The sequence below is a fragment of the Mycobacterium sp. E2327 genome (assembly GCF_001672675.1).
Lineage (GTDB): Bacteria > Actinomycetota > Actinomycetes > Mycobacteriales > Mycobacteriaceae > Mycobacterium.
The window spans coordinates 1-23,205 of record NZ_LZKE01000126.1; the positions used below are offsets into that span (position 1 = coordinate 1).

At 67.2% G+C, this 23,205-nt stretch carries 23 protein-coding genes; 9 read left to right on the forward strand and 14 right to left on the reverse strand.

What is annotated here, in order from left to right; all coding sequences use genetic code 11:
* Positions 1-172 precede the first annotated feature (172 nt).
* From A5712_RS15075 to A5712_RS30280, 5 genes are all read left to right on the forward strand, one after another.
* Positions 173-1,741, forward strand: coding sequence for a virulence factor Mce family protein (locus tag A5712_RS15075; RefSeq protein ID WP_068106553.1), 1,569 nt, complete (start codon positions 173-175; stop codon positions 1,739-1,741).
* Complete coding sequence (locus A5712_RS15080; protein WP_231982131.1) at positions 1,738-2,916, forward strand: virulence factor Mce family protein; 1,179 nt, start codon at positions 1,738-1,740, stop codon at positions 2,914-2,916. Before A5712_RS15075 ends, A5712_RS15080 begins: the two co-directional genes overlap by 4 nt.
* The gene (locus A5712_RS15085) at positions 2,910-4,460 is read left to right on the forward strand and encodes an MCE family protein (protein WP_068106556.1); all 1,551 of its coding nucleotides are present in this window, start codon (positions 2,910-2,912) and stop codon (positions 4,458-4,460) included. The genes A5712_RS15080 and A5712_RS15085 overlap by 7 nt, the downstream gene beginning before the upstream one ends.
* A 248-nt stretch (positions 4,461-4,708) precedes the next feature.
* A complete protein-coding gene (locus tag A5712_RS15090; protein WP_156766577.1) occupies positions 4,709-5,206 on the forward strand; it encodes a type II toxin-antitoxin system Phd/YefM family antitoxin in 498 nt (165 codons plus the stop codon).
* Between the two features lie 114 nt (positions 5,207-5,320).
* On the forward strand, positions 5,321-5,542 hold the full coding sequence (locus tag A5712_RS30280; protein WP_082973454.1) for a hypothetical protein: 222 nt from the start codon (positions 5,321-5,323) through the stop codon (positions 5,540-5,542).
* Here A5712_RS30280 and A5712_RS15100 read toward each other — a convergent pair.
* Positions 5,539-6,183 carry a TetR/AcrR family transcriptional regulator gene (locus tag A5712_RS15100; RefSeq protein WP_068106608.1) on the reverse strand — a complete coding sequence of 215 codons (645 nt, stop codon included), beginning with the start codon at positions 6,181-6,183 and terminating at the stop codon, positions 5,539-5,541. The two genes, A5712_RS30280 and A5712_RS15100, sit on opposite strands and share 4 nt — an antisense overlap.
* A gap of 107 nt (positions 6,184-6,290) precedes the next feature.
* Between A5712_RS15100 and A5712_RS15105 the strand changes: the two genes are divergently transcribed.
* The 3 genes from A5712_RS15105 to A5712_RS15115 are packed head-to-tail and all read left to right on the forward strand — an operon-like array spanning position 6,291 to position 9,885.
* Positions 6,291-7,421 carry a VOC family protein gene (locus A5712_RS15105; protein ID WP_068106611.1) on the forward strand — a complete coding sequence of 377 codons (1,131 nt, stop codon included), beginning with the start codon at positions 6,291-6,293 and terminating at the stop codon, positions 7,419-7,421.
* Positions 7,418-8,362 carry a fumarylacetoacetate hydrolase family protein gene (locus A5712_RS15110; protein ID WP_068106565.1) on the forward strand — a complete coding sequence of 315 codons (945 nt, stop codon included), beginning with the start codon at positions 7,418-7,420 and terminating at the stop codon, positions 8,360-8,362. Before A5712_RS15105 ends, A5712_RS15110 begins: the two co-directional genes overlap by 4 nt.
* Positions 8,359-9,885 (forward strand): bifunctional 3-(3-hydroxy-phenyl)propionate/3-hydroxycinnamic acid hydroxylase, encoded by a 1,527-nt coding sequence (locus tag A5712_RS15115; protein ID WP_068106568.1) that lies wholly within the window; start codon positions 8,359-8,361, stop codon positions 9,883-9,885. Before A5712_RS15110 ends, A5712_RS15115 begins: the two co-directional genes overlap by 4 nt.
* A gap of 86 nt (positions 9,886-9,971) precedes the next feature.
* Here the strand turns inward: A5712_RS15115 and A5712_RS15120 are convergent, their stop codons facing one another.
* The 9 genes from A5712_RS15120 to A5712_RS15160 form a co-directional block, all read right to left on the reverse strand.
* Positions 9,972-10,847: a universal stress protein gene (locus tag A5712_RS15120; protein WP_068106571.1), complete on the reverse strand. Its 876-nt coding sequence runs from the start codon at positions 10,845-10,847 to the stop codon at positions 9,972-9,974.
* Between the two features lie 180 nt (positions 10,848-11,027).
* The gene (locus A5712_RS15125; RefSeq protein WP_068106573.1) at positions 11,028-11,951 is read right to left on the reverse strand and encodes a formate/nitrite transporter family protein; all 924 of its coding nucleotides are present in this window, start codon (positions 11,949-11,951) and stop codon (positions 11,028-11,030) included.
* Positions 11,948-12,217, reverse strand: coding sequence for a hypothetical protein (locus A5712_RS15130; protein ID WP_068106576.1), 270 nt, complete (start codon positions 12,215-12,217; stop codon positions 11,948-11,950). Before A5712_RS15130 ends, A5712_RS15125 begins: the two co-directional genes overlap by 4 nt.
* Positions 12,214-12,843 carry an RNA polymerase sigma factor gene (locus A5712_RS15135; protein ID WP_068106579.1) on the reverse strand — a complete coding sequence of 210 codons (630 nt, stop codon included), beginning with the start codon at positions 12,841-12,843 and terminating at the stop codon, positions 12,214-12,216. The genes A5712_RS15130 and A5712_RS15135 overlap by 4 nt, the downstream gene beginning before the upstream one ends.
* A 10-nt stretch (positions 12,844-12,853) precedes the next feature.
* On the reverse strand, positions 12,854-13,930 hold the full coding sequence (locus A5712_RS15140; protein ID WP_068106583.1) for an acyl-CoA dehydrogenase family protein: 1,077 nt from the start codon (positions 13,928-13,930) through the stop codon (positions 12,854-12,856).
* A 26-nt stretch (positions 13,931-13,956) separates the two neighbouring features.
* Positions 13,957-14,481 carry an OsmC family protein gene (locus A5712_RS15145; protein WP_068106584.1) on the reverse strand — a complete coding sequence of 175 codons (525 nt, stop codon included), beginning with the start codon at positions 14,479-14,481 and terminating at the stop codon, positions 13,957-13,959.
* A 326-nt stretch (positions 14,482-14,807) separates the two neighbouring features.
* Complete coding sequence (locus tag A5712_RS15150) at positions 14,808-15,644, reverse strand: DUF3097 domain-containing protein (protein ID WP_068106588.1); 837 nt, start codon at positions 15,642-15,644, stop codon at positions 14,808-14,810.
* A 35-nt stretch (positions 15,645-15,679) separates the two neighbouring features.
* Positions 15,680-17,776 (reverse strand): glycogen debranching protein GlgX, encoded by a 2,097-nt coding sequence (gene glgX / locus A5712_RS15155; protein WP_068106591.1) that lies wholly within the window; start codon positions 17,774-17,776, stop codon positions 15,680-15,682.
* A complete protein-coding gene (locus tag A5712_RS15160) occupies positions 17,776-18,426 on the reverse strand; it encodes a rhomboid family intramembrane serine protease (RefSeq protein WP_197519399.1) in 651 nt (216 codons plus the stop codon). The genes glgX and A5712_RS15160 overlap by 1 nt, the downstream gene beginning before the upstream one ends.
* Positions 18,427-18,703: 277 nt before the next feature.
* Here A5712_RS15160 and A5712_RS15165 point away from each other — a divergent pair, with 277 nt between their 5' ends.
* The gene (locus tag A5712_RS15165; RefSeq protein ID WP_369830396.1) at positions 18,704-19,009 is read left to right on the forward strand and encodes a DUF3349 domain-containing protein; all 306 of its coding nucleotides are present in this window, start codon (positions 18,704-18,706) and stop codon (positions 19,007-19,009) included.
* 4 nt (positions 19,010-19,013) lie between these two features.
* On the opposite strand, the gene A5712_RS15170 is transcribed toward A5712_RS15165, so the two are convergent.
* Genes A5712_RS15170 through A5712_RS15185 form a run of 4 tightly spaced genes read right to left on the reverse strand, consistent with a single transcriptional unit; the run spans position 19,014 to position 23,155 of the window.
* Positions 19,014-20,093 carry an ABC transporter ATP-binding protein gene (locus tag A5712_RS15170; protein ID WP_068106598.1) on the reverse strand — a complete coding sequence of 360 codons (1,080 nt, stop codon included), beginning with the start codon at positions 20,091-20,093 and terminating at the stop codon, positions 19,014-19,016.
* Between the two features lie 2 nt (positions 20,094-20,095).
* Positions 20,096-20,932 (reverse strand): carbohydrate ABC transporter permease, encoded by an 837-nt coding sequence (locus tag A5712_RS15175; RefSeq protein WP_369830397.1) that lies wholly within the window; start codon positions 20,930-20,932, stop codon positions 20,096-20,098.
* Entirely contained in the window at positions 20,925-21,836 is a 912-nt protein-coding gene (locus tag A5712_RS15180; protein ID WP_068106604.1) for a carbohydrate ABC transporter permease, read from the reverse strand. Before A5712_RS15180 ends, A5712_RS15175 begins: the two co-directional genes overlap by 8 nt.
* Positions 21,833-23,155, reverse strand: a complete 1,323-nt coding sequence (locus A5712_RS15185; RefSeq protein WP_068106617.1) for a sugar ABC transporter substrate-binding protein — start codon at positions 23,153-23,155, stop codon at positions 21,833-21,835. The genes A5712_RS15180 and A5712_RS15185 overlap by 4 nt, the downstream gene beginning before the upstream one ends.
* Positions 23,156-23,205 lie beyond the last annotated feature (50 nt).

The window sequence follows — 23,205 nt, forward strand, 5'->3', positions numbered from 1 at the left end:
GGGCTGCAGGTTCTCGGAGCGCGCGCCCGGCGGTGCCTGGGTGGGCAGTGGCACGGGTGTGCCCGGCACCTCCGGGGCCACCCGCACCGGCCGGACCCGGGAATCAACTGCCGGCCCCGTTCATCAATCCCGGCGGCACGGGAGGCAGCGGCATCACGGGAGGTAACCAGAATTGAGTGCCGTCAACACATTTCGTAACCTGCGGGCCCGGAGGGTCATCGGGGTGCTGGTGGTGGCGCTGGCGGTGCTGGCCGGGTACCTCGGGCTGCAGCTCTACAACAAGCTGACGACCAACACGGTGGTCGCGTACTTCCCGGAGGCGAACGCGCTCTATGCCGGGGACAAGGTGCAGATCATGGGCGTCCGCGTGGGTGCGGTCGACAAGATCGAGCCCGCCGGCGACAAGATGAGGGTGACGTTTCACTACGAGAACAAATACAAGGTGCCCGCCAACGCATCAGCCGTGATCGTGAACCCAACCCTGGTGGCGTCACGCAACATTCAGTTGGAGCCGCCCTACAAGGGCGGCCCGGTGATGGGCGACAACGCGGTGATCCCCATCGAGCGCACGCAGGTCCCGACGGAGTGGGACCAACTGAGCCAGAGCGTCGCCAACGTCATCAACAAGTTGGGCCCGACCCCCGAGCAGCCGAAGGGCCCGTTCGGTGACGCCATCGAGTCGTTCGCGGACGGGCTGGCCGGCAAGGGCAAGCAGATCAACACGACGCTGAACAGCCTGTCGCGCGCGTTGACCGCGCTGAACGAGGGCCGCGGGGACTTCTTCGCGGTGGTGCACAGCCTGGCGCAGTTCGTCAATGCCCTGCACAAAGACGACCAGCAGTTCGTCGCGCTGAACCAAAACCTGGCCCAGTTCACCGACAAGCTGACCGGGTCCGATCGCGAGCTGGCCACGGCGATACAGCAGTTTGATTCGCTCCTGTCCACGCTGCGGCCGTTCTTGGACAAGAACCGCGGGGTGTTGACGAGCGACATCGACAATCTCGCCACCCTGACCAACACGCTGGTGCAGCCCGATCCGCTGAACGGTTTGGAGACCGCCCTGCACGTGCTGCCCACGCTGGAGACGAACCTCAGCCAGATCTATCACCCGACGCACGGCGCGGTCATGTCCATCCCGGCGATCCCGAACTTCGCAAACCCAATGCAGTTCGTCTGCAGCATGATTCAGGCCGGCAGCCGACTGGGCTACCAAGATTCCGCCGAACTGTGTGCGCAATACCTGGCGCCGGTCCTCGATGCGATCAAGTTCAACTACCTGCCCTTCGGGCTGAACCTGTTTTCGACCGCCGAGACGCTGCCCAAGGAAGTCGCCTACTCGGAGCCCCGACTGCAGCCGCCGAACGGGTACAAGGACACGACGGTGCCCGGGATCTGGGTGCCCGACACCCCGTTGTCGCACCGCAACACCCAGCCCGGCTGGGTCGTTGCCCCGGGCATGCAGGGGCAACAGGTGGGGCCGATCACCGCGGGCCTGTTGACCCCCGACTCGCTGGCCGAACTGATGGGCGGCCCGGACATCGCGCCCCCGCAGTCGGGGTTGCAGACGCCGCCGGGACCGCCGAATGCCTACGACGAGAACCCGGTGCTGCCACCCATCGGCGTGCGCGCCCCGCAGGTGCCGATCCCGCCGCCGGCGCCCGGGCCGGGGGTAATCCCGGGGCCGGTCGCGCCGACACCCCCGCCCCCTGCGGCGGCCGTTTCGGCGGGACTGGGATCGTGAACGCGCTGCGCGCCTTCGGCATTCGCGTCCGGTACCGGGCGCGGCAGGCGGTGGCCCTGCTGGTCGCCAGCGCGGCGCTGACGTCCTGCGCGAAGTGGCACGGAATCGCGAACGTGCCGATGCCGGGCGGCCCGGGCAGCGGGCCCGGCTCATACATCATCTACGTGCAGATGCCCGACACGCTGGCCCTGAACGACAACAGCCGGGTGCGGGTGGCCGATGTCTTCGTCGGCACGGTTCGCGCGATCGCCCTGAAGAACTGGGTGGCCACGCTGACGCTGCGGGTGGACAAGAGCGTCAAGCTGCCGCGGAACGCGACCGCCAAGATCGGGCAGACCAGCCTGCTGGGCTCCCAGCACATCGAGCTGGCCGCGCCACCCAACCCGTCGCCGGAGCCGCTGAGGCCGGGCGACACCATCCCGCTGCAAAACGCGTCGGCTTACCCCACGACCGAGCAGACGCTGGCCAGTCTCGCCATGATCTTGCGCGGCGGCGGCATCCCGAACCTCGAAACGCTGCAGAACGAGGTCTACAACATCGTGCACGGCCGGGCCGACCAGATCCACGCCTTCCTCGGCAAGCTGGACACCTTCACCGCCCGGCTCAACGAGCAGACCGATGACATCACCCGAGCCATCGACTCCACCAACCGGCTGCTGGCCTACGTAGGTCCCCGCTCGGACGTCATCGATCGGGTGCTCACCGAATTCCCGCCCCTGCTCAAGCATTTCGCCGACAAACAGAACCTCTTGATCAACGCGGTCGACGCGACCGGCCGGCTCAGCCAGGTCGCCGACCAATACCTGTCCGCCTCCCGGGGCGACCTGCACCAGGACCTGCTGGCGCTGCAATGCCCGTTGCGGGAACTGGGCCGTGGCGCGCCCTATCTGATCCGCGCGCTCAAGCTGATCCTGGTGCGGCCGTTCGACGTCGACGCCGTCCCGAAGTCGTTCCGCGGCGACTACTTCAACCTGTCACTGACGCTCGACCTGACCATGAGCTCCGTCGACAACGCGATCCTGACTGGGACCGGATTCTCCGGAGCGCTGCGCGCGCTCGAGCAATCCTGGGGCCGCGACCCCGAAACGATGATCCCCGACGTCCGCTACACGCCGAACCCGAACGACGCCCCGGGCGGGCCGCTGGTGGAAAGGGCGGACAGAGGCCAATGCTGACCCCCTTCATCAAGCGCCAGCTGATCCTGTTCGCCCTCCTGAGCCTCGTCACCGCAGTCGCACTCGGCGGGTACTACCTGCAGATTCCCAAAGCGGCGGGGATCGGTCAGTACACGCTGCACGCGGATCTGCCGGCGTCGGGCGGTCTGTACGAAACGGCCAACGTGGCTTACCGCGGCGAAACCATCGGCAGGGTCACCGATGTCGAGCCGACCAAGTCGGGCGCGCGGGTGACCATGAGCATCGCCAACCGCTTCAAGATCCCGGTTGACGCGACGGCCAACGTGCACTCGGTGTCGGCGGTCGGCGAGCAGTACATCGATCTGGTGTCGCTCGGCAACCCGGGCAAGTACTTCCAGCCGGGACAGACCATCACCAAGGGCACCATACCCACCGACATCGGTCCGGCGCTGGACGCCGCGAACCGCGGGCTGGCCGCGCTACCAAAGGACAAGATCTCCTCGCTGCTTGACGAAACCGCCCAAGCCGTGGGCGGATTGGGGCCCGCGCTGCAACGACTGGTCGACGCGACCCAGGCGATCGCCGGGGATTTCAAGACCAACATCGGTGATGTCAACGACATCATCCAAAACTCCGGACCGATCATCGACAGCCAGGTCAACTCGGGTGACTCGATCGAGCGGTGGTCGCACAACCTGGACATCCTCGCCGCCCAGAGCGCGGAAAACGACCAGCACGTGCAAAGCATCCTGACGCAGGGCGCGCCGACCGCCGATCAGGTCAACGCGGTGTTCGGCGACGTCCGCGAATCGCTGCCGCAGACGCTGGCGAATCTCGAGATCGTGCTGGACATGCTCAAGCGCTACCACAAGGGCGTCGAGCAGTTGCTCGTCTCCTATCCGCAGGGCGCCTCGGAAGGCCAGACCGTGACGACGCCGTTCCCGGGCTACGCATCGCTCGGCACCTCGCTGACGATCAATCAGCCGCCGCCCTGTCTGACGGGGTTCCTCCCCGCACCGCAGTGGCGCTCGCCGGCGGACACCAGCCTGGCGCCGATGCCGTCCGGAACCTATTGCAAGATCCCGCAGGACGCGCCGGCCAACGCGGTGCGCGGCGCGCGCAATCTGCCGTGTGTCGATGTGCCCGGCAAACGCGCCGCCACGCCGCGGGAGTGCCGCGACTCCAGACCGTACGTCCCCGCGGGCACCAACCCCTGGTACGGCGACCCCAACCAGATCCTGACCTGCCCCGCGCCGGCGGCGCGCTGTGATCAGCCGGTCAAGCCGGGCCTGGTGATACCCGCGCCGTCCGTCAACAACGGCATGAATCCCGCGCCCTCCGACCGGATTCCGGGGACACCGCCCCCTGTCAGCGATCCGTTGCAGCGCCCGGGCTCGGGCACCGTCCAATGCAACGGGCAGCAGCCGAACCCCTGCGTCTACACGCCGGGCGGCCCTCCCGCGGCGGTTTACAGCCCGCAGAGCGGCGAATTTGTGGGGCCCGACGGCGTGAAGTACGCGGTCGAAAATTCGACCAAGACCGGGGACGACGGGTGGAAGGACATGCTGGCGCCGCCTCGCTGACCTTGCACCCATGGATTTCATTGATCTGCAAGGCTTTTGGCTATGCGCAAAAGTTCTGGGCGACGTGAGGGTCGCCTCCCCCACCTAAGGGCACCCGCACGGGGGAGACGCGTCACGCGGCTCCTCCGGGCCGCCTCAGCGTTCTGACCAGGCCATTGACACTGACCGCACGTACAGTCATATACTTGGGCATCGTCGGGTTGGCGCATCCCCGCTCCAGGTCGGTGAAGGTCGGAGATCGGAGCGAAATGCCGGAAGTGATCGGCCTGGGCCAGCTCCGGAGTGACGCGTGCGCATATCTCGAGCGGGTTGCCGCCGGCGAGGCGATCGATGTCGTCCGTCGCGGCAAGCTGGTGGCGCAAATCCTGCCGGTCGGCGACTGGAGGGTGGCTCCCATCCCGGCGCGATCCGTCAAAACCCCGGCCTCCGACGCGGGCGGCTGGGTTGGGCTCGAGGAATTGCGAACCCGCGCCGGGCGGTGCTTCGACCGGGTCGCGGCCGGCGAGACGGTCTACGTCGTCCGCGGCGGGCGGATACTGGCCCGAATCGTGTCGGCCGGAGACGGCGCGACATCCCCGCCGCCGGCGGACGCTGGTCGCCGGATCGAGCTGGACGAGCTGCGTAAGCGCGCGGGACGCTACTTCGACAAGGTCGCGGCGGGCCACACGATTGAGGTCGTCCGCGGCGGCAAGCTGGTGGCCCACATCGTGTCGGCCGCCGGGGACGACGCCCGCAAAGGGGCCTGATCGCCGCCTGCGAGGCCGGGCTGCCTCTTATTTGATCGGCAATTGCGGCGCGTTTTGCCGTCGCCAATGTGGGTAGGCTACCCTAACCGATTTAGATAGGAAGGCTTACTTACTGTGCCGGTTAGGTTCCCGTTTCACCCACACGCCGACGCGTCCCGCCGCGCCTGGCTGCCCTGCCCGAATTGCGGCTGGGGCCGCGACAAGTGCTCGGAGTGCCGCAGCCGGCGCAATTGCGGCGCGCACTGGCAGTACCTGCTGAGCAACCGCGCGACGGTGGTCAACCTGCAATGCCCGGGCTGCGCGAACCTGTGGTCGACTGACACCCGAAACCGCTAGGCCTCGACGGGCGCGTCCTCGGGCAGTGGCCGCCGACACACCGCGCGGGCGTCCTCGGCACTGAGCCCGAAAAGACGCAGAACGCTTTCCGTCACGCTGTCGGCGGCCCGGGCGTCGTCGCGATCCGGGTTGTCCCGCAACAGCTTTCCCAGCCCGAGCAGGGCGCCGCCCGCCATGAAGAGGGCAAGTTCTGGGTCGTCGACCGTGAACCTCCCCGCGTCGACGCCGGCCCTGATGTCACGCAGCGCCCGTGGGGCCAGGCCCCGATCGGACGCGAGCAGCGCCAGCCCGTTGGCCAGCAGGATGTCACTCTCGCGCGGCCGCCGGCGAAATAGCCGGCCGATCATCCGGAAGCTGGTGGCAAAGGTTTCCGCCGGGTCGTCGATCGACTCGGTCAACTGATCCAGCATCGCTCCGTGTGCGTCGAGGACGTCGGCCACCGCGGCCTCGAAGAGCTGCTCTTTGCTCTCGAAGTGGTTGTAAAAGGAACCCATACCCACGTCGGCCGCCTGGGTGATCTCCAGGACCGGCACGTTGGTCTTGCCCTCGGCGATCAGCCGCTGGGCCGCCCCGATCAGCGCCGCCCTGGTGCGCTGTTTGCGCCGTTCCAAGCGGCTGGGCGGCTCCTGGGCTTCGGGCATCGCGCTCACCTAAAGGAGTATGCCTCACTTTTGAAGATTTCGTCAGATAGGCCTTGACGGCGCGCCCCGAGTATGTGACGATTTCGTCAGTTACTTTGGAGATGGCGATGAACCTGACGAAAAACCCCCACCGAAATCTGCACAGCGAGAAAGGCGCGCTGCGCGGCGAGTACCCGGGCCGGTCCAGCAATCCGGTGATCAAGGTCGCCGACATCGCCTGGTTGGAGTTCGACAAACCCGACCTGACCCGCGCCGAGGCGTTCGCCCGGGCCTTTGGCTTCCAGACCGCGCGAAACGACCCCGACGAGCTCCACCTGCGCGGCACCCGCGCGGGCGGACCGTGCGTGATCCTGCGCCGGGGCCCGCGCACGCGCTTCGCCGGCGTTGCCTTCCGGGCCTGCGACGAGGCGGACGTGCTGCGCCTCGCCGACAGATCCGGTGCTCCCGTGCGGGCGCTGCCCGAGACCATCGGCGGGCTGTCGGCCGACCTGGTCGACCCCAGCGGCGTGCCGGTCCGCGTCGTCGCCGGAATGCACGAGCTGCCCGAGCTTTCCGGCCAGCCGGTCCACGCGTTCAATTTCGGATGCGGCGTGCGGCGGACCAACGCCGGCCAGCGTCCCCCGCGCGTGCCGGCACGCATCGAGCGGCTGGGTCACCTGGTGTTGCAGTCGACGAAGTATCTCGAGACGCTGAACTGGTACCTGGACAACCTGGGGATGATCGTCAGCGACTTTCTGTACTTCCCGGGCCAGCGCCGCCGCGGACCGACCATGAGCTTCATCCGCTGCGATCGAGGGTCGACCCCCGCCGATCACCACACGCTGGCGCTGGCGCTGGGACCGGCCAACCGGTACGTGCACTCGGCCTTCCAGGTCAGCGACCTCGACGCGCTGGCCGCCGGCGGCGAATACCTCAAGGACCGTGGCTATGTCCGATCCTGGGGAATCGGCCGGCACATCCAGGGCAGTCAAATCTTCGACTACTGGCGTGATCCGGACGGATTCCTGGTCGAGCACTTCGCCGACGGTGACCTCTTCGACAACACCCTGGAGCCGGGATGGGCGCCCTTCACCGCGTCCGGACTGGCCCAGTGGGGGCCGCGGGCGACGAAAGACTTCCTCGGAACAGACATGAAAACGGTTCCCCGCGAACTGCTTTCGATCATCCGTGCGCTGCGCGCAACCAATGAATTCGATGTCAACCGCCTTGCCGGCCTACTGAAAGTACCCACCTCATGACTATTTCCGTGCTGCGCACCGCCTCTGAAGCCGGCCCCGCCTGGTGGCTCAAGACCCCGGACGGCGCCGTGAAGATCGACACCGACGCCACCAGTACCGCGGCCCTGCTGGCCGACCGCGCCGCCATCGCGGCCGCCGGCGGCAAGCCTGTCCCGCTGGACAGCCTGGCATTGGTCTCCCCCATCACCCGCCCGTGCCGGGTGATCGCGCAGATGACCAACTTCGCGTCGCACGTCAAGGACGCCGGCATGGACCCGGCGTCCATTCCGCTGACCTTCTTCCGCAAGGCGTCGGCGTCGATCACCGGTCCGTTCGACGAGATCGTCAAACCCCCGCACGTCAGGTTCCTCGACTACGAGGTGGAGATCGGGCTGGTCATTGGCCGCGAAGTCCCCATCGGCGCAACCATTTCCGAGGACAACCTCGCCGAATTCATCGCCGGGCTGGTGGTGACGAACGATGTTTCCGCGCGCGACATCCAGCTTCCCCAAACCCAGTTCTACGAGGCCAAGTCGTACCCGACGTTCACGCCGGTCGGTCCGGAGCTGGTGCTGCTGACCGCCGACGAGCTCAACCGGTTCGGCGACCTGCGGCTGCGGCTGAGCGTCAACGGCCAGGAGCGGCAAAACGCGCTCGTCGCGGGCGACATGCTGTATCGGCCGCTGGAAGCGCTGCGATCGCTCACCCAGTTTCAGGAACTCGCTCCCGGCGACCTGGTGCTCACCGGCACCCCGGTCGGCACCGCGCTCAGCGCCCCGCCGAAGCCGGTGCAGATCATCTCCAACCTGTTGCCGCCCGCCGTGAAATGGAAGATGTTCTTCAAAGGTCAGGCCGGCAACCCCAAGTACCTCAACGACGGCGACGTCGTGGAGGCTTCGGTGGCCACCGACGACGGGGCCATCGACCTCGGCGCACAGCGCAACGAGGTTCGATTCAAATGAGCGACAACGTTGTTCCGCATGTTCCGGTGGTGATCGTCGGCGCCGGACCGACCGGGATCACGGCCGCCACCCTGCTGGCGCAGGGCGGGGTCGACAGCCTTGTCCTCGACCGCTGGCCCGACGTGTACCCCCAACCGCGCGCCGTGCACTTGGACGACGAGATCTATCGCATCATCGCACGGCTTGGCATGGCCGACGAGTTCGCGACGATTTCGCGGCCCACCCTCGGATTGCGCTTGGTGGACAACCAATTCCGGGTGCTCGGCGAGTTCCACCGCGAGCCCTCCCAGAGCCGGAACGGTTTCCCGCAGGCCAACATGTTCGACCAACCGGAGTTCGAGGCGCTGCTCCGCGCGAACCTCAAGCGGTATCCGAACGCCCAGTTGCGCGGGAACGTCGAGGTCACCGCAGTGAGCGACAGCGGACCCGGAGCCCGAGTCACGTTCGCGGACATAACCGACGGCCGGGTGCACCACGTCGACGCGGACTACGTGTTGGGCTGCGACGGCGCCAAGAGCATCGTCCGCGCCGAAATCGGCTCGGCCATGCGGGATTTGAAGTTTGAGCAGCGGTGGCTCGTGGTCGACATCGCCAGCGACTCCGACCTGCACCAATGGGACGGCGTCCACCAGGTGTGCGACCCGGTGCGCGCCGGGACCTATATGCGCATCGGAGCGGGCCGCTACCGGTGGGAGTTCCGATTGCTGGACGGCGAAAGCGCCGAGCAGTTCGGCACGTTGGAGTCATTGCGACCATTGATCGCGTCCTGGATCGCCGACGTTGCCGACGCCGAGATGACGCTCTTGCGGGTCACGGAGTACACGTTCCGGGCGCAGATCGCGGATCGGTGGCGCCGCGGCAACGTCTTCATCCTCGGTGACGCGGCACATCTCACTCCCCCGTTCATCGGGCAGGGCTTGTGCGCCGGAATGCGGGACGCCGCCAACCTGGCCTGGAAGATCGCCGCGGTCCACAATGGCGCCCTCGATGCAAGCGTTCTCGATTCCTATGAGCAGGAACGCAAGCCGCATACCCGGCACATGATCCACCTCGCGCTGGGCGTCGGCTGGGCGATGACCGGCGGCGGCCGTGCCGGCGATCTCGCGCGCCGCCTGGTGCTGCCCAGGCTGCGGCTGATCCCCGGCCTGCGCGACAAGGTGGTCGACTCGACCACCCCGCCGCTGCGGGCTTCCGCGCTGGTGCGCAAATCCCGTCGGCGGGGCCAGCTCGCCGGCACCCTGTGCCCGAACCCGTTGCTGCCCAACGGTCAGCGGCTCGACGACGTCATCGGCGCCGGGTTCGCACTGATCACCACGAGTCTCCCTGGCGCCGAGGAGCAAGAGCTCCTCGGGCGCCGCGGCGTCGCCGTCGTGGTTGCCGAGCCCGGCTCCGGGCTCGAGTCGTGGCTGCGCGGTGGCCGAGCCACCGCGGCGTTGGTGCGCCCGGACCGGACCGTCATGCGCGCGGGCCGCGACCGGGCGGCGATATGTGCGTGGGCCGCCACCGTCCTGCACGCCGGCTGAAACTGCCGAGCAGACGCAGAATCGCACGCGGAACGGCTTCAGCGTGCGATTCTGCGTCTGCTCGCGGTAGGCAAGGGGCCGCGACGCTACGCCGGCTTGGCGACGATCACCGGAATGCGGACCGAGTGCAGGAGCGTGTTGCTGACGGAGCCCAGCAGCATCCCCGAGAGACCGCCTCGCCCGTGGCTGCCCACGACGACAAGCTGCGCGGATTCGGCCGCTTCGATGAGGTGGTGCGCCGGCCGGTCGCGCACGATCACGCGTCGGACCGTCACGTCCGGATAGCGTTCGCCCCAGCCCGCCAGGGCTTCGCCGAGGCTGCGCTGCCCCTCCTCCTCCACGGTCGCCCAGTCCAAGAACGGCACCTCGGTCGTGACGTCACTCCATGCGTGCAACGCGACCAGGTCAACGCCCCGACGAGACGCCTCGTCGAAAGCCAGCTCCGTCGCGTGCTCGGACGTCCGAGAGCCGTCGATGCCCACCAGGACGGGAGCGTCCTGCCCCGGCAGCTCTTCGTCACGGATGACCGCGACCGGACAACTGGCATGCCGCACCACGGTCGAGCTGACCGAACCGAGCACGCCGCGGGCCAACAAGCCTCGTCCGGAGGTGCCCACGACGACCATTTCAGCGTCATTGGACATTTCGATCAGCGTGGTCGCCGGGGCGGCGTATACCAATTCCCGGCCGATGGCGACCTTTCCGTCCTCCGGCATCGCGTCCTCGGCGATCTTCATGGCGTGCATGATGGCCTTCTTGCCGTCGTCCTCCAGCCGTACCGCCAGGGACTCCGGGTACGGGACCGGCGGCCAGGTCGCGGTGGGCGTCGCCACCGCGTGGACGACGGTCAGCGGAACGTTCCTCATCGTCGCCTCGCGTGCCGCCCAGCACGCGGCGGTGTTCGCTGCGGCCGAGCCGTCGACCGCGACGACGATGCCCAGGCGTTTCACGGATTCAGACACTTGGTTCTCCCTTCGTCACCAGCGACGCTATCGGGAGGCGGGGGTGTCGGTCGTGAGGCTTTAGTCCTCAACCGCTTGGGACCCAGGACAGTCAGTGAAACCCATTGGGGCCGTTGACTGACTCAGTCGACGCAAGTCGTCCAGCGGTAACCGCCCATTCATTCGTTAATCGGGGGCCGTTCAGGTTTGGCGACGCTGAAGCCGCGCGATGATCCAGAAGGGCAACGCCACGAAGACGGTGCCGCCGATCAGATTGCCCACAGTGGTGACACCGATGTTGGTGAGCAAGCCGTCGTGGCCGAAGCCCCAGCTGATGCCGGCGCGCGGTGCGGTGTGATGAAACAGGTTGAGCAACAAGGGAAGCCCGAGAAAGCCGACGTTCGCGATCACGTGCTGGGTGCCGCCGATCACAAACGCGAACGGCCCGTAGAACGCGAATGCCATCCGCGCGACGTCGCTGCGGGCCTTGAAGAACATGCACATGGCGGTCTGCAGGAACCAGGTGCACACCACGGCCAGCAACAGCGCGGTGCCGACCGGTTGGCCGGCCTTCAGGGCGCCGACGGTTGCCGCGCGCTCGGCGAAGGCACCCAGATACGGGCCGCCGGCGGCACCGCAGAGCGTGACGAACACAAATGCACCGGCGATGTTGCCGATGAGGCCGACGCCAACCAGCCACGCGTAGCCGCGAAGGCTCATCGTGCGTTTCAGCACGGCAAGCAGCCCCGCGGCCATGTCCGCGGTGATCAGCGACATGCCCGACACCAGGATCAGCACGAAGGACATGCCGAACGCCAGGCCCATCAGCAGGTTCGCCACCCCCGGGGTCTTCACGCCGGTGCTCACGACCAGCGCGAGCAGGACCCCGAAGGCCACCATCGCGCCGCCGACCACGGAACGGACGAAGAACGCCAACGGATGTGCGGCCTTTTCCACCGCCATGGCGGCCACCCGGTCCACCATCGCGCCCACGCTCAGCGGCTCGAACGGATCCTCGGTGGGGCCCGTGGTCGCGGCGCCGGGCGTGCCGGAAGACAAGGAGACCAGCGTGTCTCCCGTCGTGACTTGCCTTTCCAACTGCGGTGCTTGCGTGTCGATCGTCATTCGTGTCGGCCTTCCCTGAAGTCGTGGATCGCGTTGATGACCCCGGCAACGTGCTCGTCGCTGAGCTTCTCCCCCTCGAAAACGTGGTTGAGCAGGATCTTGAGGTCGAGCATCTGCTGCAGATAGACCAGGCACGGAGGGCAGTCCTCGAGGTGCTTGGCGACGATCGGGCCCCATCCCGCGGGATCGGAATCGACGAGTTCGTCGACGAGCCGCACGAAGTCGACGCAGTCGATGGCGGGCACCGTGTTGTCGTAGACGGTCATCGTTGATACCGCCTTTCCAATTCATTTCGGAGGTTTCCACGGGCGCGATAGAGCAGGGCGCGCTGTGCCTCGGCGGACAGCTGAAGGATGCCGGCCGCCTCTTCGGCCGATGCGCCGACGAGGTCGCGCAGGATGATCAGTTGTTTCTGCCGCTCCGGCAACGCATCCAGCGCGGCGCGCACGAGCCCGACGAGTTCGCCTGCCACCGTTTGATCCTCGGGCAGGAAGCGATGCGACGGCGGCGAGCTCCAGTGCCCGGCGTCGGGGTGACCGACGGGGTGCATGCGACCCGCCAGTGGATCGACGGCTTCAGCGTCGGTGACTGCCAGGACCTCGTGGTCGCGGATCCGCGACTCACGCCGCCGGTACCGCGATGCGGTGTTTTTGACGATCCCGAACAACCAGGTGCGCACCGAGGAACGTCCCTCGAACGAATCGGACGACTGCAGGACCTGCACCCATGCTTCCTGGACCGCTTCTTCGGCCACCGTCGTCGAATGGACCATGGTGCGAGCGAAGTTCACCATCGGCCGGTGGAAGTCGCGCACCAAACTGGCCAGCGGGATTCCGCCGACCAGGTGTTCAGACTCGGTGCCCTCGGGGGGCAGCGCGAGTGGAGTCACCATCGACCCTCACTCAGGAGCATCTGGCGAGTTCCCAGCGCAGTTGCGCTTCCGACGGGGACTGCACGGGAATGAACGCTGCTTCCCGGTATCGGCGACTGGCCGAGGTCCTACTGGCATAGCCCTTGCCCCCGGCGGTCCGGATCTCCAGATCGGCGCCGGCGCCAGCAAGTTCGGCTGCGGCGAGCCGCAGCGACAGCAGCTCTTTCTTCGTCGGCGTCTGTGACGTCTCAGCCGCGCCGACCGCTGCCGCCAACCTTGCCAGCGTCGCCTCCGCCGACACGAGCTTGTCCGCGATGCGTTCGACGTCTGCGGCGAAGACGGCGTTGACCCCCGTCAGCCCCAGCCTGCTCCGCTCCACCGCGGCTCTCGTCAGCCCCAGGCACATTGCCGACTGCAAGACAAGGAATGTCGGGCGCACGGCACGCAGAAACCCATCGAAGTCGCGCGACAACACCTGCTCCACGGGAACGTACGCGGACTGCAGATTCAGATACGACGACGCCGTGCTCCCCAGTGCCAACAGGTCGAAGTGCTCCCCGACGACGACCCCGGGTGTGTCCAACGGCAGTGCCACGATGAGGTTTTCGCCGGCGTCGGTCCGCGCGGCGGTGACCATCGTCGAGTCCGGGTAGAGGTTGCTGGCCCACCTGATCGGACCGGACAATTCGTAACCGCCGTCGACCGGTGCGGCCGTAAGCTCCAGGCTGCCGCAGCCCGCCGCTTCCTTGAAGGCCGATGCCATGGCGGTGACCCCCGGCGCGGTTCCGGCGAGCAGCGGCCGCGCCGCCGCGACGCTGAAAGGCGTTGCGGCGCTGAGCAAGTACTCCAGCGCCATCCGATGCGCCCACACCGAGAAACCGGTGCTCATGCACTCCCCGGAGATCCGCCGCACGACGTCCGCCATCTCGGGCAGCCTGCCGTCGGCGTTGCCCGGTGCGCCGATCCCCAACAGGCCGGCCGCGCCGAGCGCGGCGAAACTGCGGCGCGAGTGATGCTCGCCGGCGTCCAACGCACCGGCGTGGGCGCGGATGTCTTCGAGCAGTTCGACCTCCAGCCGGCGGACCGTAGGCCCCAACGTCGCCGTCATTTCGTCAATACCTTCCCGTCGGATGCCTATTCGGTGACCAGCGTCGAGCCCACGGTCACCGGGTTGCGGAACGTGCTGACCACCGGCGACCAGGCGATCGCGTTGTCGTGGATCTGTTTGAGGGTCGCGTCGTCGGCATCGCCGGCGAGGGTGACTTTGCAGCGAACCGCGCTGAAGCCCAGGCGTTTTCCCTCGGGGGTGTCGCCCACCCCCCAGACCGCGGAGATGTCGATGTCGCCCTCCATCTCGACCTCGATCTTGGTCAGGGTCACCCCGCGGTGGGTGGCGTTGGCGAGCAGGCCGACCGACACGCACGACCCCAGGGCCGCCAGGGCCGTTTCTGACGGGTTGGGCGCCGAGTCGTCTCCCAGCAGCGCCGGCGGTTCGCCCACCAGCATCGGCGCGAGACCACGCACGTAGGTCATGTTGCGGAACCCCGCTTCACAGACCGTCTTCGCCTTCAGCGTCTTCTTGCCGGTGTCGGGGTTGGCCTTGGCATTACACGACAGCCGGTCGAGCCCTTCGGCATCGATAACGAGCGCGTCGGTCATGAACGTCCTCCGTTTCCCGCGAATGATTGCGTCTCCACGGACTTAGTGCTCCCCGGAAGCAATCCGTGACGGCGGGCGCGCTCGCCCCGCACCGGCGAGGCGGCACGTCACTTGCCGGAAACAGCGCGGCCGCCGACGATCGCGCGCACGGGCGCGGTGTTGCCCGGATGAACCGACTCTGCCCGATGTCATGGGCTTCCTCGACCGCGTGCGGCCGCGCGGAGGTAGCTAGTCGGTGGGCGCGTCAGCATCCGTCGAGCAGGTCGGGCCCGCCGGGCTCGTTCGGCGCGCGAATAAAATCCCGCGGATCTTTTCCGTCGGAAGGGTCAGGGTCCGGGCGGTTGCGTGACGAAGTCGATGAGTTCTTCGACGCGCCCAATGAGCGCCGGTTCCAGGTCGTTCCAGTCGCGCACGCTCGAGCGGATGCGCCGCCACGCCCGGGCGATGTCGGCCTGGTTGTTGTGCGGCAGGCCGAGCGCCGCGCAGGCGCCGTGCTTCCACTCGATGTTCCGCGGAACCTCGGGCCAGGCCGCCAGGCCGAGCCGCTGTGGCTTCACGGCCTGCCAGATGTCGACATAGGGGTGGCCGACGACCAGGGTGTCGCGGCCGCCCGGTCCCCGGCGTACCGCCTCGGCGATCCGGGTCTCCTTCGAACCCGCGACGAGATGATCGACGAGCACGCCGAGCCGGCGCCCGGGGCCGGGCGCGAACTCGGCCACGATGCCCGCCAGATCGTCTATGCCACCGAGATGCTCGACGACGACGCCCTCGATGCGCAGGTCGTCGCCCCACACCTGTGCGATCAGTTCGGCGTCATGGCGGCCCTCGACGTAGATCCGGCCGGCCCGGGCGACCCGGGCACGCGCGCCGGGCACCGCGACGGAGCCGGACGCCGTCCTGCCCGCGGCAGCGGGCGCCGCGCGGCGCGGCGCGGTGAGGATCACCGGGCGTCCCTCGAGCAAAAAGCCTGGGCCGAGCGGAAAGCCGCGGGTGTGATCGTGCCGGTCCTCCAGGTAGACACGGCCGTATTCGACCCGCACCACCGCCCCGACGTAGCCGGTTTCGACGTCCTCGACCACCAGGCCGAGCTCGGCCGGGTGCTCCGTCGAGCGGGGTTTGCGCCGACCCGACGCGAGGACATCCGTTCCATAGCGATCGACCACCCGGCAATACTAGGAAGCGTTGCGGTCAAACGGGGTTACGGCGCGCCAGCGGATCGCAGGACCACCGCGGACCGCGGGCCGACTTCCAGCTGTTGTCCCGCGCGTCCGGTTCGCCCCGGGTCGAAGGAGTCGCACGCGATGTCCCACGGCAGGAGCGCAAGATCTGCCGGAACGGAGAAGGTCAACGGCTCCCACCAGGCGTTGAGGAATACCAGGAAGTCATCGTCGACCATCGGCGTGCCATCGGGGGCGACGTCGGGATCCGTTGTGCCGTCGATGAACAACGCGATGGTGCGCGCGAGGGGATCCGCCCAGTCCTGGGGGGTCATATCGGCGCCGGCCGGCGTGAACCAGCGCAGGTCCGCGGCGGCCGGACCGATGAGGAAGCGGCGCCGGCGGAACACGGGGTGACGGCGGCGCAGCGCGATGAGGTCGGTGGTGAACCCGATGAGGTCGTCGTCGCGCGCGGACCAGTCGAACCAGGTGATCTCGTTGTCCTGGCAGTAGGCGTTGTTGTTGCCGCGCTGGGTGCGGCCGAGTTCGTCGCCGCCCAGCAGCATCGGGACCCCACCGGACAGCAACAGGGTCAGCAGGAACGCGCGCTGTTGGCGCGCGCGCAGGGCCAACCCATCGGGATCGTCGGTCGGCCCCTCCGCCCCGCAGTTCCATGACCGGTTGTCGTCGGTGCCGTCGCGGTTGTTTTCGCCGTTCGCCTCGTTGTGTTTCTGGTCGTAGGAGACGAGGTCGCGCAGCGTGAATCCGTCGTGCACGGTGACGAAGTTGACCGATGCGCTCGGGCGTCGCCCCTCGGCACGATCGCCGTAGATGTCCGACGAGGCACACAACCGCGACGCGAAGTCCGCCAGCAGCCCGTCTTGGCTGCGCCACCAGTCGCGGACGGTGTCGCGGAAGCGTCCGTTCCACTCGCTCCACAGCGGCGGAAATCGGCCCACCGCATAGCTGTCCATCTGACCGACGTCCCAGGGTTCGGCGATCAGCTTTGCCCGCGAAATCACCGGGTCTTGACCGATCACATCGAAGAAGGCGGACACCGGGTCGAAGGCGCCACCCCCGCGGCCGAGGGTGGCCGCCAGGTCGAACCGAAAGCCGTCGACGCCCATCTGCGACAGCCAATAGCGAAGGGAGTCCATGATCAACCGCAGCGTCGTGGGATTGCCGGTGTTCATCGAATTGCCGGTCCCGGTCGTGTCGTAGTAGCTGCTCTCCTCGCCCGGAACGAGCCGGTAGTAGGCGGGGTTGTACAGCCCGCGGAAGGACAGGGTGGGGCCGCCGGCTCCGCCCTCCGCCGTGTGGTTGAACACCACGTCGAGGATCACTTCCAAATCGGCGGCGTGCAGCGCGTCGACCATTGCGCGGAATTCCGCGGCTTCCGCGCCCGATTGGCCGGCGCGAGCCGCGGCGGAGTAGGTTGCCTGCGGCGCGAAGAACCCGATCGTGTTGTACCCCCAGTAGTTCGTCAGGCCCCGCTCGACGAGGAACTGCTCGGGCACGCAGCGGTGGACGGGCAACAGTTCCACCGCGGTGACGCCAAGGTCGGTCAGGTGCTGAAGCGCCGCATCGTGGGCAAGGCCCGCATAGGTACCGCGCAGTTCTTCGGGAACGCCGGGATGGCTTGCCGTGAATCCGCGAACGTGAACCTCGTAGAGAATGCTGTCGGCGAGCGCATGCTGGGGCTTGGGTGCGGTCAGGGGCGGGAGCGCCGCACAAACCACGCTGCGCGGCACATGCTGTGCCGAGTCCAGAGGGCTTGGCGCCGCGGGGTTTTCCAGCGCGTGACCAACGACCTCCGGCCCGAAGCGCACATCGCCCGCGATTGCGCGTGCATAGGGATCCAGCAGTAGCTTGGCCGGGTTATAGCGCAGCCCGCGGCCGGGGTCGAAGGGACCGCCGACCCGAAGCCCGTAGGCCTGTCCCGGCCCGATGCCCGGCACGAAGCCGTGCCAGACGTCGCCGTCGCGCTCCGGCATCACCAGCTGTGTCTCGGCTCCGTCAGCGTCGAACAGGCACAGTGTCACCTGGTCACCGCCGGAGGCGACCGCAAAATTGGTGCCCCCGGCATCGGGTGTGGCGCCGAGCGCGTCGGGCCGGCCCGGCACGATTTTCGGTGTCATCATCCACTCCGCTGGGGTTGCCGAACCGCGAGTCGATCAACACCGACCAGCACGCGCGTTACCAGGAACCCGAAGACGAATCCGCCGACGTGGGCGAAGAAGGCGACGCCGCTGCCGCCGGCCTTGGGTTGGACGAGCGAGGAGTTGCCCTCGAAAAACTGGTAGAGAAACCAGCCACCCAGGAACACCCAGGCGGGGATGCCGACCGGGATCCACCCGATGAAGGTGCTGATACGCGAGCTCGGGTAGAGGACCAGATATGCGCCCAGCACGGCCGCGATCGCGCCGCTGGCACCGAGTGTCGGTACTCGCGCGTCGGAGGCCGAGCCGAAGAGCAGGGTCATGGCCGTCTGCGTCATGGTGGCGACGAACCCCCCGGCAAAGTACAAGAGTAGGTAGCCGAGCCGTCCGAACGCATCCTCGACGTTCTTGCCGAAGATCAGCAGGAACAGCATGTTGCCGAGGATGTGATCCCAGCCGGCATGCAGGAACATCGCCGTTATCCAGCCGTACCCCCAGGGGACGCCGACGTGGCAGGCCCCGTCGACGTTGCATGGATAAAACGACGCCCGGTCAATCGCGGCATCCCCGTTCGGCAATTCGTAGAACAGAAACACCGCCAAGTTGATCGCGATCAGCGTGGAGTTCACGATGGGAAACCTGCGGGGCCGGGATACCGTCGGAATAGGGGATCATCCGGGCGACTCCCTTTGGCGTTCGGCGCGGGTGCTGGCGAGACAATCGTCGCGCTTCGGGCGCTCGATAGTCATTGTTATGAATAACAGGATCCGCGCCTCGAACCTGTTAAGGATTCGGCCGTAAGCATGAGAAATCCATAAATTGTGGTAAGTAACTGCGTGGCCTTACCGGGCTGATTGCGTTGCCGCTGCTAGGTTGCTAAGTGCCGCTAATGCACAGCGTGTGGCGGTGAGCGAGGTGGACGTTATGGACCTGTCCCATTGGGTGTCGAGCATTGTCGCTTTTTTGCGCGCCGGGTACCCCACCGGCATGCCGACGACCGGTTACGCGCCGCTGGCGGCTTTGTCGCATCGGCGCGTCTCGAACGACGAGATCAACACCATCACAAGAGAACTCATCATGCGTAGATGTGCGCCGATCAGCAGCGCCGACGTCGGGGTGGCGATCACGCACGTCACCAACGCGATGCCCTCCGACGATGACATCGCGCGCGTGCAGCGTCGGCTGCACGCGATCGGGTGCGCCAGCGCATAGCCGCTCAACAAATCCTTCGGCCATCGGTGCCGAAGAAGTGCAAGTGCCCGGGTTCGGGGTGTAGGCGCACGCGACTGCCCTTTTCCGGTGGGTGACGCCCGTCGGCGCGCGCGACGACAGGCTGGCTGATCACCTTGGCGGACCCCGTGATTCGGCCGTAGAGATAGGCGTCCGCGCCGAGCTCCTCGACCACGTCCACTTCCATCTCGACGCCGAGGCCGCCCAGTTCGAAGTGTTCGGGGCGGACCCCGACAACGATCTGGCCGACCTCGTCTGCGGCGCCGTCGATCTCGCGCGGTACCCGGATCGGCCAGTCCCCCAGCGACACCGAGGAGTCGACGACGGGGAGGGTGAACAGGTTCATCGCCGGGGACCCGATGAACCCCGCGACGAAGACGTTCTCGGGGTTGCGGTAGAGCTCGCGCGGTGTCGCAAACTGTTGCAACACCCCGTCGCACAGGACGGCGACCCGATCCCCCATGGTCATCGCCTCCACCTGGTCGTGGGTGACGTACACGGTGGTGGTGCCGAGCCGCCGCTGCAGTGCGGCGATCTGGTTGCGGGTCTGCACGCGCAGTTTGGCGTCCAGGTTGCTCAACGGCTCGTCCATCAGGAAGACCTGCGGGCGCCGCACGATCGCACGGCCCATCGCGACCCGCTGGCGCTGCCCGCCGGACAGGTCTTTGGGCTTGCGATCCAGATACGGCTGCAGGTCAAGCAGTTTCGCCGCGGCCAGCACCCGCTCGTTGATCTCCGCTTTCGGGGTTTTGGCGATCTTCAGCGCGAAACCCATGTTCTGCGCCACCGTCATGTGCGGGTAGAGCGCGTAATTTTGAAAGACCATCGCCACGTCGCGATCCTTGGGGTCGACGTTGGTGACGTCGCGGTTCCCGATCCGGATGCGCCCGGCGTCCAGCGTTTCCAGTCCGGCCACCATCCGCAGCGAGGTCGTCTTGCCGCAGCCGGACGGTCCAACCAGGACGACGAATTCGCCGTCCCCGACGTCGAGATCGAGGCCGTCCAGGGCGGGTCGATCCGTACCCGGATAGCGCCGCGTCGCCTGCTCGAAACTGACCGATGCCATGGCTATCCGTTCATTCCGGTGACGGCGATGCCCCGGACGAAGGAGCGCTGGGCGAAGGCGTAGATGACGACCAGCGGCACCATGATCAGCATGGAGGTGGCCATGATCACCGGCCAGCGGGCGACGTATTCGCCGCGCAGCCTGACCAGGCCGAGCGTCAGCGTCGCCAGGCTGTTGCGCTGAATCATCAGCAGCGGCCACAGGAAGTCGTTCCACACGTTGACCCAGGTGAGCACCGCGAGCACCAGCACCGCCGGCCTGGCGTGCGGCAGCAGGATGCGCCAGTAGATCTGCCATGGCGAACAGCCGTCCAGGATCGCCGCCTCCTCGAGATCGGTTGGCAGCGTGCGGAAGAACTGCCGCATCAGATAGGTGCCGAAGGCGCTGCCGAACAGGCCCGGCACGATCATCGCCCATGGCGTGTCCACCCAACCCAGAGTCCGCATCAGGATGAACTGCGGGATCACCGTGACGGTCAGCGGCACCATCAGCGTGCCCAGGTATAGGACGAACAACGCCTCCCGGCCGCGAAACTGCAGTCGCGCGAACGCGTATCCGGCCAGCGAGCAGAAGAACACCTGCCCGGCCGTGACGCACCCGGCGTACAGCACGGTGTTAAAAAACATCCGCCAGAACGGCATCAGCGAGAACACCTCGGTGTAGTTGGACCACCGCGGATGGGCCGGCAACAGCCTGGGCTCGGTCACCTCGCCTTCCTTTTTCAGTGAGCCGGACACGGCCCACGCGATCGGGAACAGCCAGCACCAGGCGATCGCGGTCAGCGCCGTGTACACGAGGACAGCGCGAAACACGTTGCGCCTGAACACTCGCTCAGCCAAGACCACCGGAAGCCTCCAAGGTTCGCTGCCGCCCCAGCCGCAACTGCACCACGGTCAACACCAGCAGGATCGCGAACATCACCCACGCCAGCGCCGACGCGTAGCCGAATTCCAGGAACGAAAACGCGTGCTGGAACAGCATGATGCCCAGCACATAGGTGGCGCTTTCAGGCCCACCGTTCGCGCCGTTGAGGACGTAGACCATGTCAAACGCCTGGAACGCGTGGATGATCGAGATGACCACCACGAAAGAGATCGCCCCCCGGATCAGCGGCACCGTGATGAACACGAATTGCCGTACCTCGCCCGCGCCATCGATCCTGGCCGCCTCGTAGACGCTTTCGGGAACCCCCTGCATCGCCGCGAGCAGGATGACGGTGGCGAACGGCACGCTGCGCCAGACGCTGACGATGCACAACGAGGCCATGGCCCACTTCGGGTCGACCAGCCATGGGATCGGCCCGATCCCCACCCAGCCGAGCATGATGTTGAGCAGCCCGTTGTCGGTGTTGAAAACGAACTGCCACACGACCGCCATCACCACCGACGAGATGGCCAACGGCAGGAAGACGATCGTGCGAAAAATACCGATGCCCTTGACCTTTCGGTTCAGCACGCCGGCCACCACGAGGCTGACCAGGATGGTCGGCACGACGGTGCCGAGGGTGAAGATCACGGTGTTGCGGATGGCGATCACAAACAACGGGTCAGAGGTGAACAGCTCTTGGAAGTTCTTCAGCCCCACGAATTTCGGCGGCCTGAAGACGTCCCACTGCTGAAAGCTCATATAAAGCGAGAAGCCGAGCGGAAACAGCATGAACACCGCGACCGCGGCGAGGTTCGGCGCGACGAACAGGCGACCGGCGCGGGCGCGTCGCCGGGAGGGACCGGATGGCGATGTCATGAGGTGCGCAGCACCTCGTCGAGCGCGGGTGGCAGCGCGGTCAACGACGTCGCCGGCCGGGATCCTCGCAGCACGGGCCCGAAGTTGCGGTCCATCAGGGCAACGATCTTCTCCCAGGCCGGGGTAACCGGCAACCCGTCGGAATTGGCCGGTCCCTGGGTGAGCACGGCGAGGTTGCCGACGTTCCGGTGGGCTTTGGCGAATCCGGCTGAGTCGAGCGCGGACCGCAGCACGGGCACGAACAGGCTGGACTCGGCGATCAACGCCTGCCCGACGGGCCCGGTCGCGAACTTCACGAACTCCCAGGCCTGCGCCTTGCGCGGACTGCTCGCGGAGATGGCCAGTCCGGTGGAACCGATGTTGGAGCGCGCCGGCTGCCCTTGCCGGCGTGGGCCCACCGGCAACGAGGTGACGTCGAAATCCAGGCCCTCCGCCCGGATGAACGTCTGGTAGCGCCAGTGGCCGCCCATCGCGATCGCCGCCCTGCCCGCCGCGAACAGGTCCGGGGTGGACATCGATTGCACCTCGGATGCGTTGGGCGCCACCTTGTGCTTGTTGGCCAGGTCGGCGTAGAACTGCACCGCCTCGATGAAGGCGTCGTCGCCGAAGTTGAAGTGGGCCGGGTTCTTCAGCGGGGTGGCCCACGGCACGCCGTTGTTCATGGCGAACAGCCCGGCCGAATAGTACGAGAACCACATGTTGACGAAGCCCCATTGCCGGGCTCGCCCCGATCCGTCTCGCTTGGTGAGCGCGGTTGCCGTGTCGAGGAATTCGGTCCAATCCCAGGGCCGTTCCCAGGTTCCCGGCGGCGGGGGCACCCCGGCTTCGGCGAAGAGCCGTTTGTTGTAGAACAAGTAGTTTCCGGACCATTGCTCCGGCAGCGCGTACTGGCCGCCGTTGAACGTGAAGGTGTCATACAACGGGCCGATGCCGTCGAACTTGAGTTCGGCCGCGAAGGCCTGGTCCCGGGAGAGCATCGTGTTGAGGTCCAGCAACACCCCGCGAGCCGCCAGTTCGGCGTAGGTCAGCTCCCACGCCATGAGCACATCGGGGCATTTGCCGCCAGCGCAAAACGTCGACAGCTGCTGCATCACGCCCGGCGCGGACAGCACCGCCCGAACCTTGATGTCGGGGTGGCGCCGCTGGAATTCGTCGACGATGCGCAGCCGTGCGTCGCGCTCGTCCGGGTTCGCCGCGAAGAAGAAGGTCAGCGCGTCGTCGTCGGGGGCGCAGCCGGCCGCCCAGGGCGCCAGCGACGCCGCGGTGAGCGCACCGGCTCCCCGCAGCAGGCTGCGCCGGCAGCCGCTAACGGGCAACATCGGGAGCACCATGCTCGATAAGCCGTTCGGCCGGCGCAGCCTGCTGCGGG

Bases quoted from the DNA above. Each gene is read 5' to 3' on its own strand.
- A5712_RS15085 (WP_068106556.1), top strand. From the start codon at position 2,910: ATGCTGACCCCCTTCATCAAGCGCCAGCTGATCCTGTTCGCCCTCCTG.
- A5712_RS15090 (WP_156766577.1), top strand. From the start codon at position 4,709: ATGCCGGAAGTGATCGGCCTGGGCCAGCTCCGGAGTGACGCGTGCGCA.
- A5712_RS15100 (WP_068106608.1), bottom strand. From the start codon at position 6,183: ATGCCCGAAGCCCAGGAGCCGCCCAGCCGCTTGGAACGGCGCAAACAG.
- A5712_RS15105 (WP_068106611.1), top strand. From the start codon at position 6,291: ATGAACCTGACGAAAAACCCCCACCGAAATCTGCACAGCGAGAAAGGC.
- A5712_RS15110 (WP_068106565.1), top strand. From the start codon at position 7,418: ATGACTATTTCCGTGCTGCGCACCGCCTCTGAAGCCGGCCCCGCCTGG.
- A5712_RS15115 (WP_068106568.1), top strand. From the start codon at position 8,359: ATGAGCGACAACGTTGTTCCGCATGTTCCGGTGGTGATCGTCGGCGCC.
- A5712_RS15125 (WP_068106573.1), bottom strand. From the start codon at position 11,951: ATGACGATCGACACGCAAGCACCGCAGTTGGAAAGGCAAGTCACGACG.
- A5712_RS15130 (WP_068106576.1), bottom strand. From the start codon at position 12,217: ATGACCGTCTACGACAACACGGTGCCCGCCATCGACTGCGTCGACTTC.
- A5712_RS15135 (WP_068106579.1), bottom strand. From the start codon at position 12,843: ATGGTGACTCCACTCGCGCTGCCCCCCGAGGGCACCGAGTCTGAACAC.
- A5712_RS15140 (WP_068106583.1), bottom strand. From the start codon at position 13,930: ATGACGGCGACGTTGGGGCCTACGGTCCGCCGGCTGGAGGTCGAACTG.
- A5712_RS15145 (WP_068106584.1), bottom strand. From the start codon at position 14,481: ATGACCGACGCGCTCGTTATCGATGCCGAAGGGCTCGACCGGCTGTCG.
- glgX (WP_068106591.1), bottom strand. From the start codon at position 17,776: ATGACACCGAAAATCGTGCCGGGCCGGCCCGACGCGCTCGGCGCCACA.
- A5712_RS15170 (WP_068106598.1), bottom strand. From the start codon at position 20,093: ATGGCATCGGTCAGTTTCGAGCAGGCGACGCGGCGCTATCCGGGTACG.
- A5712_RS15180 (WP_068106604.1), bottom strand. From the start codon at position 21,836: ATGACATCGCCATCCGGTCCCTCCCGGCGACGCGCCCGCGCCGGTCGC.
- A5712_RS15185 (WP_068106617.1), bottom strand. From the start codon at position 23,155: ATGTTGCCCGTTAGCGGCTGCCGGCGCAGCCTGCTGCGGGGAGCCGGT.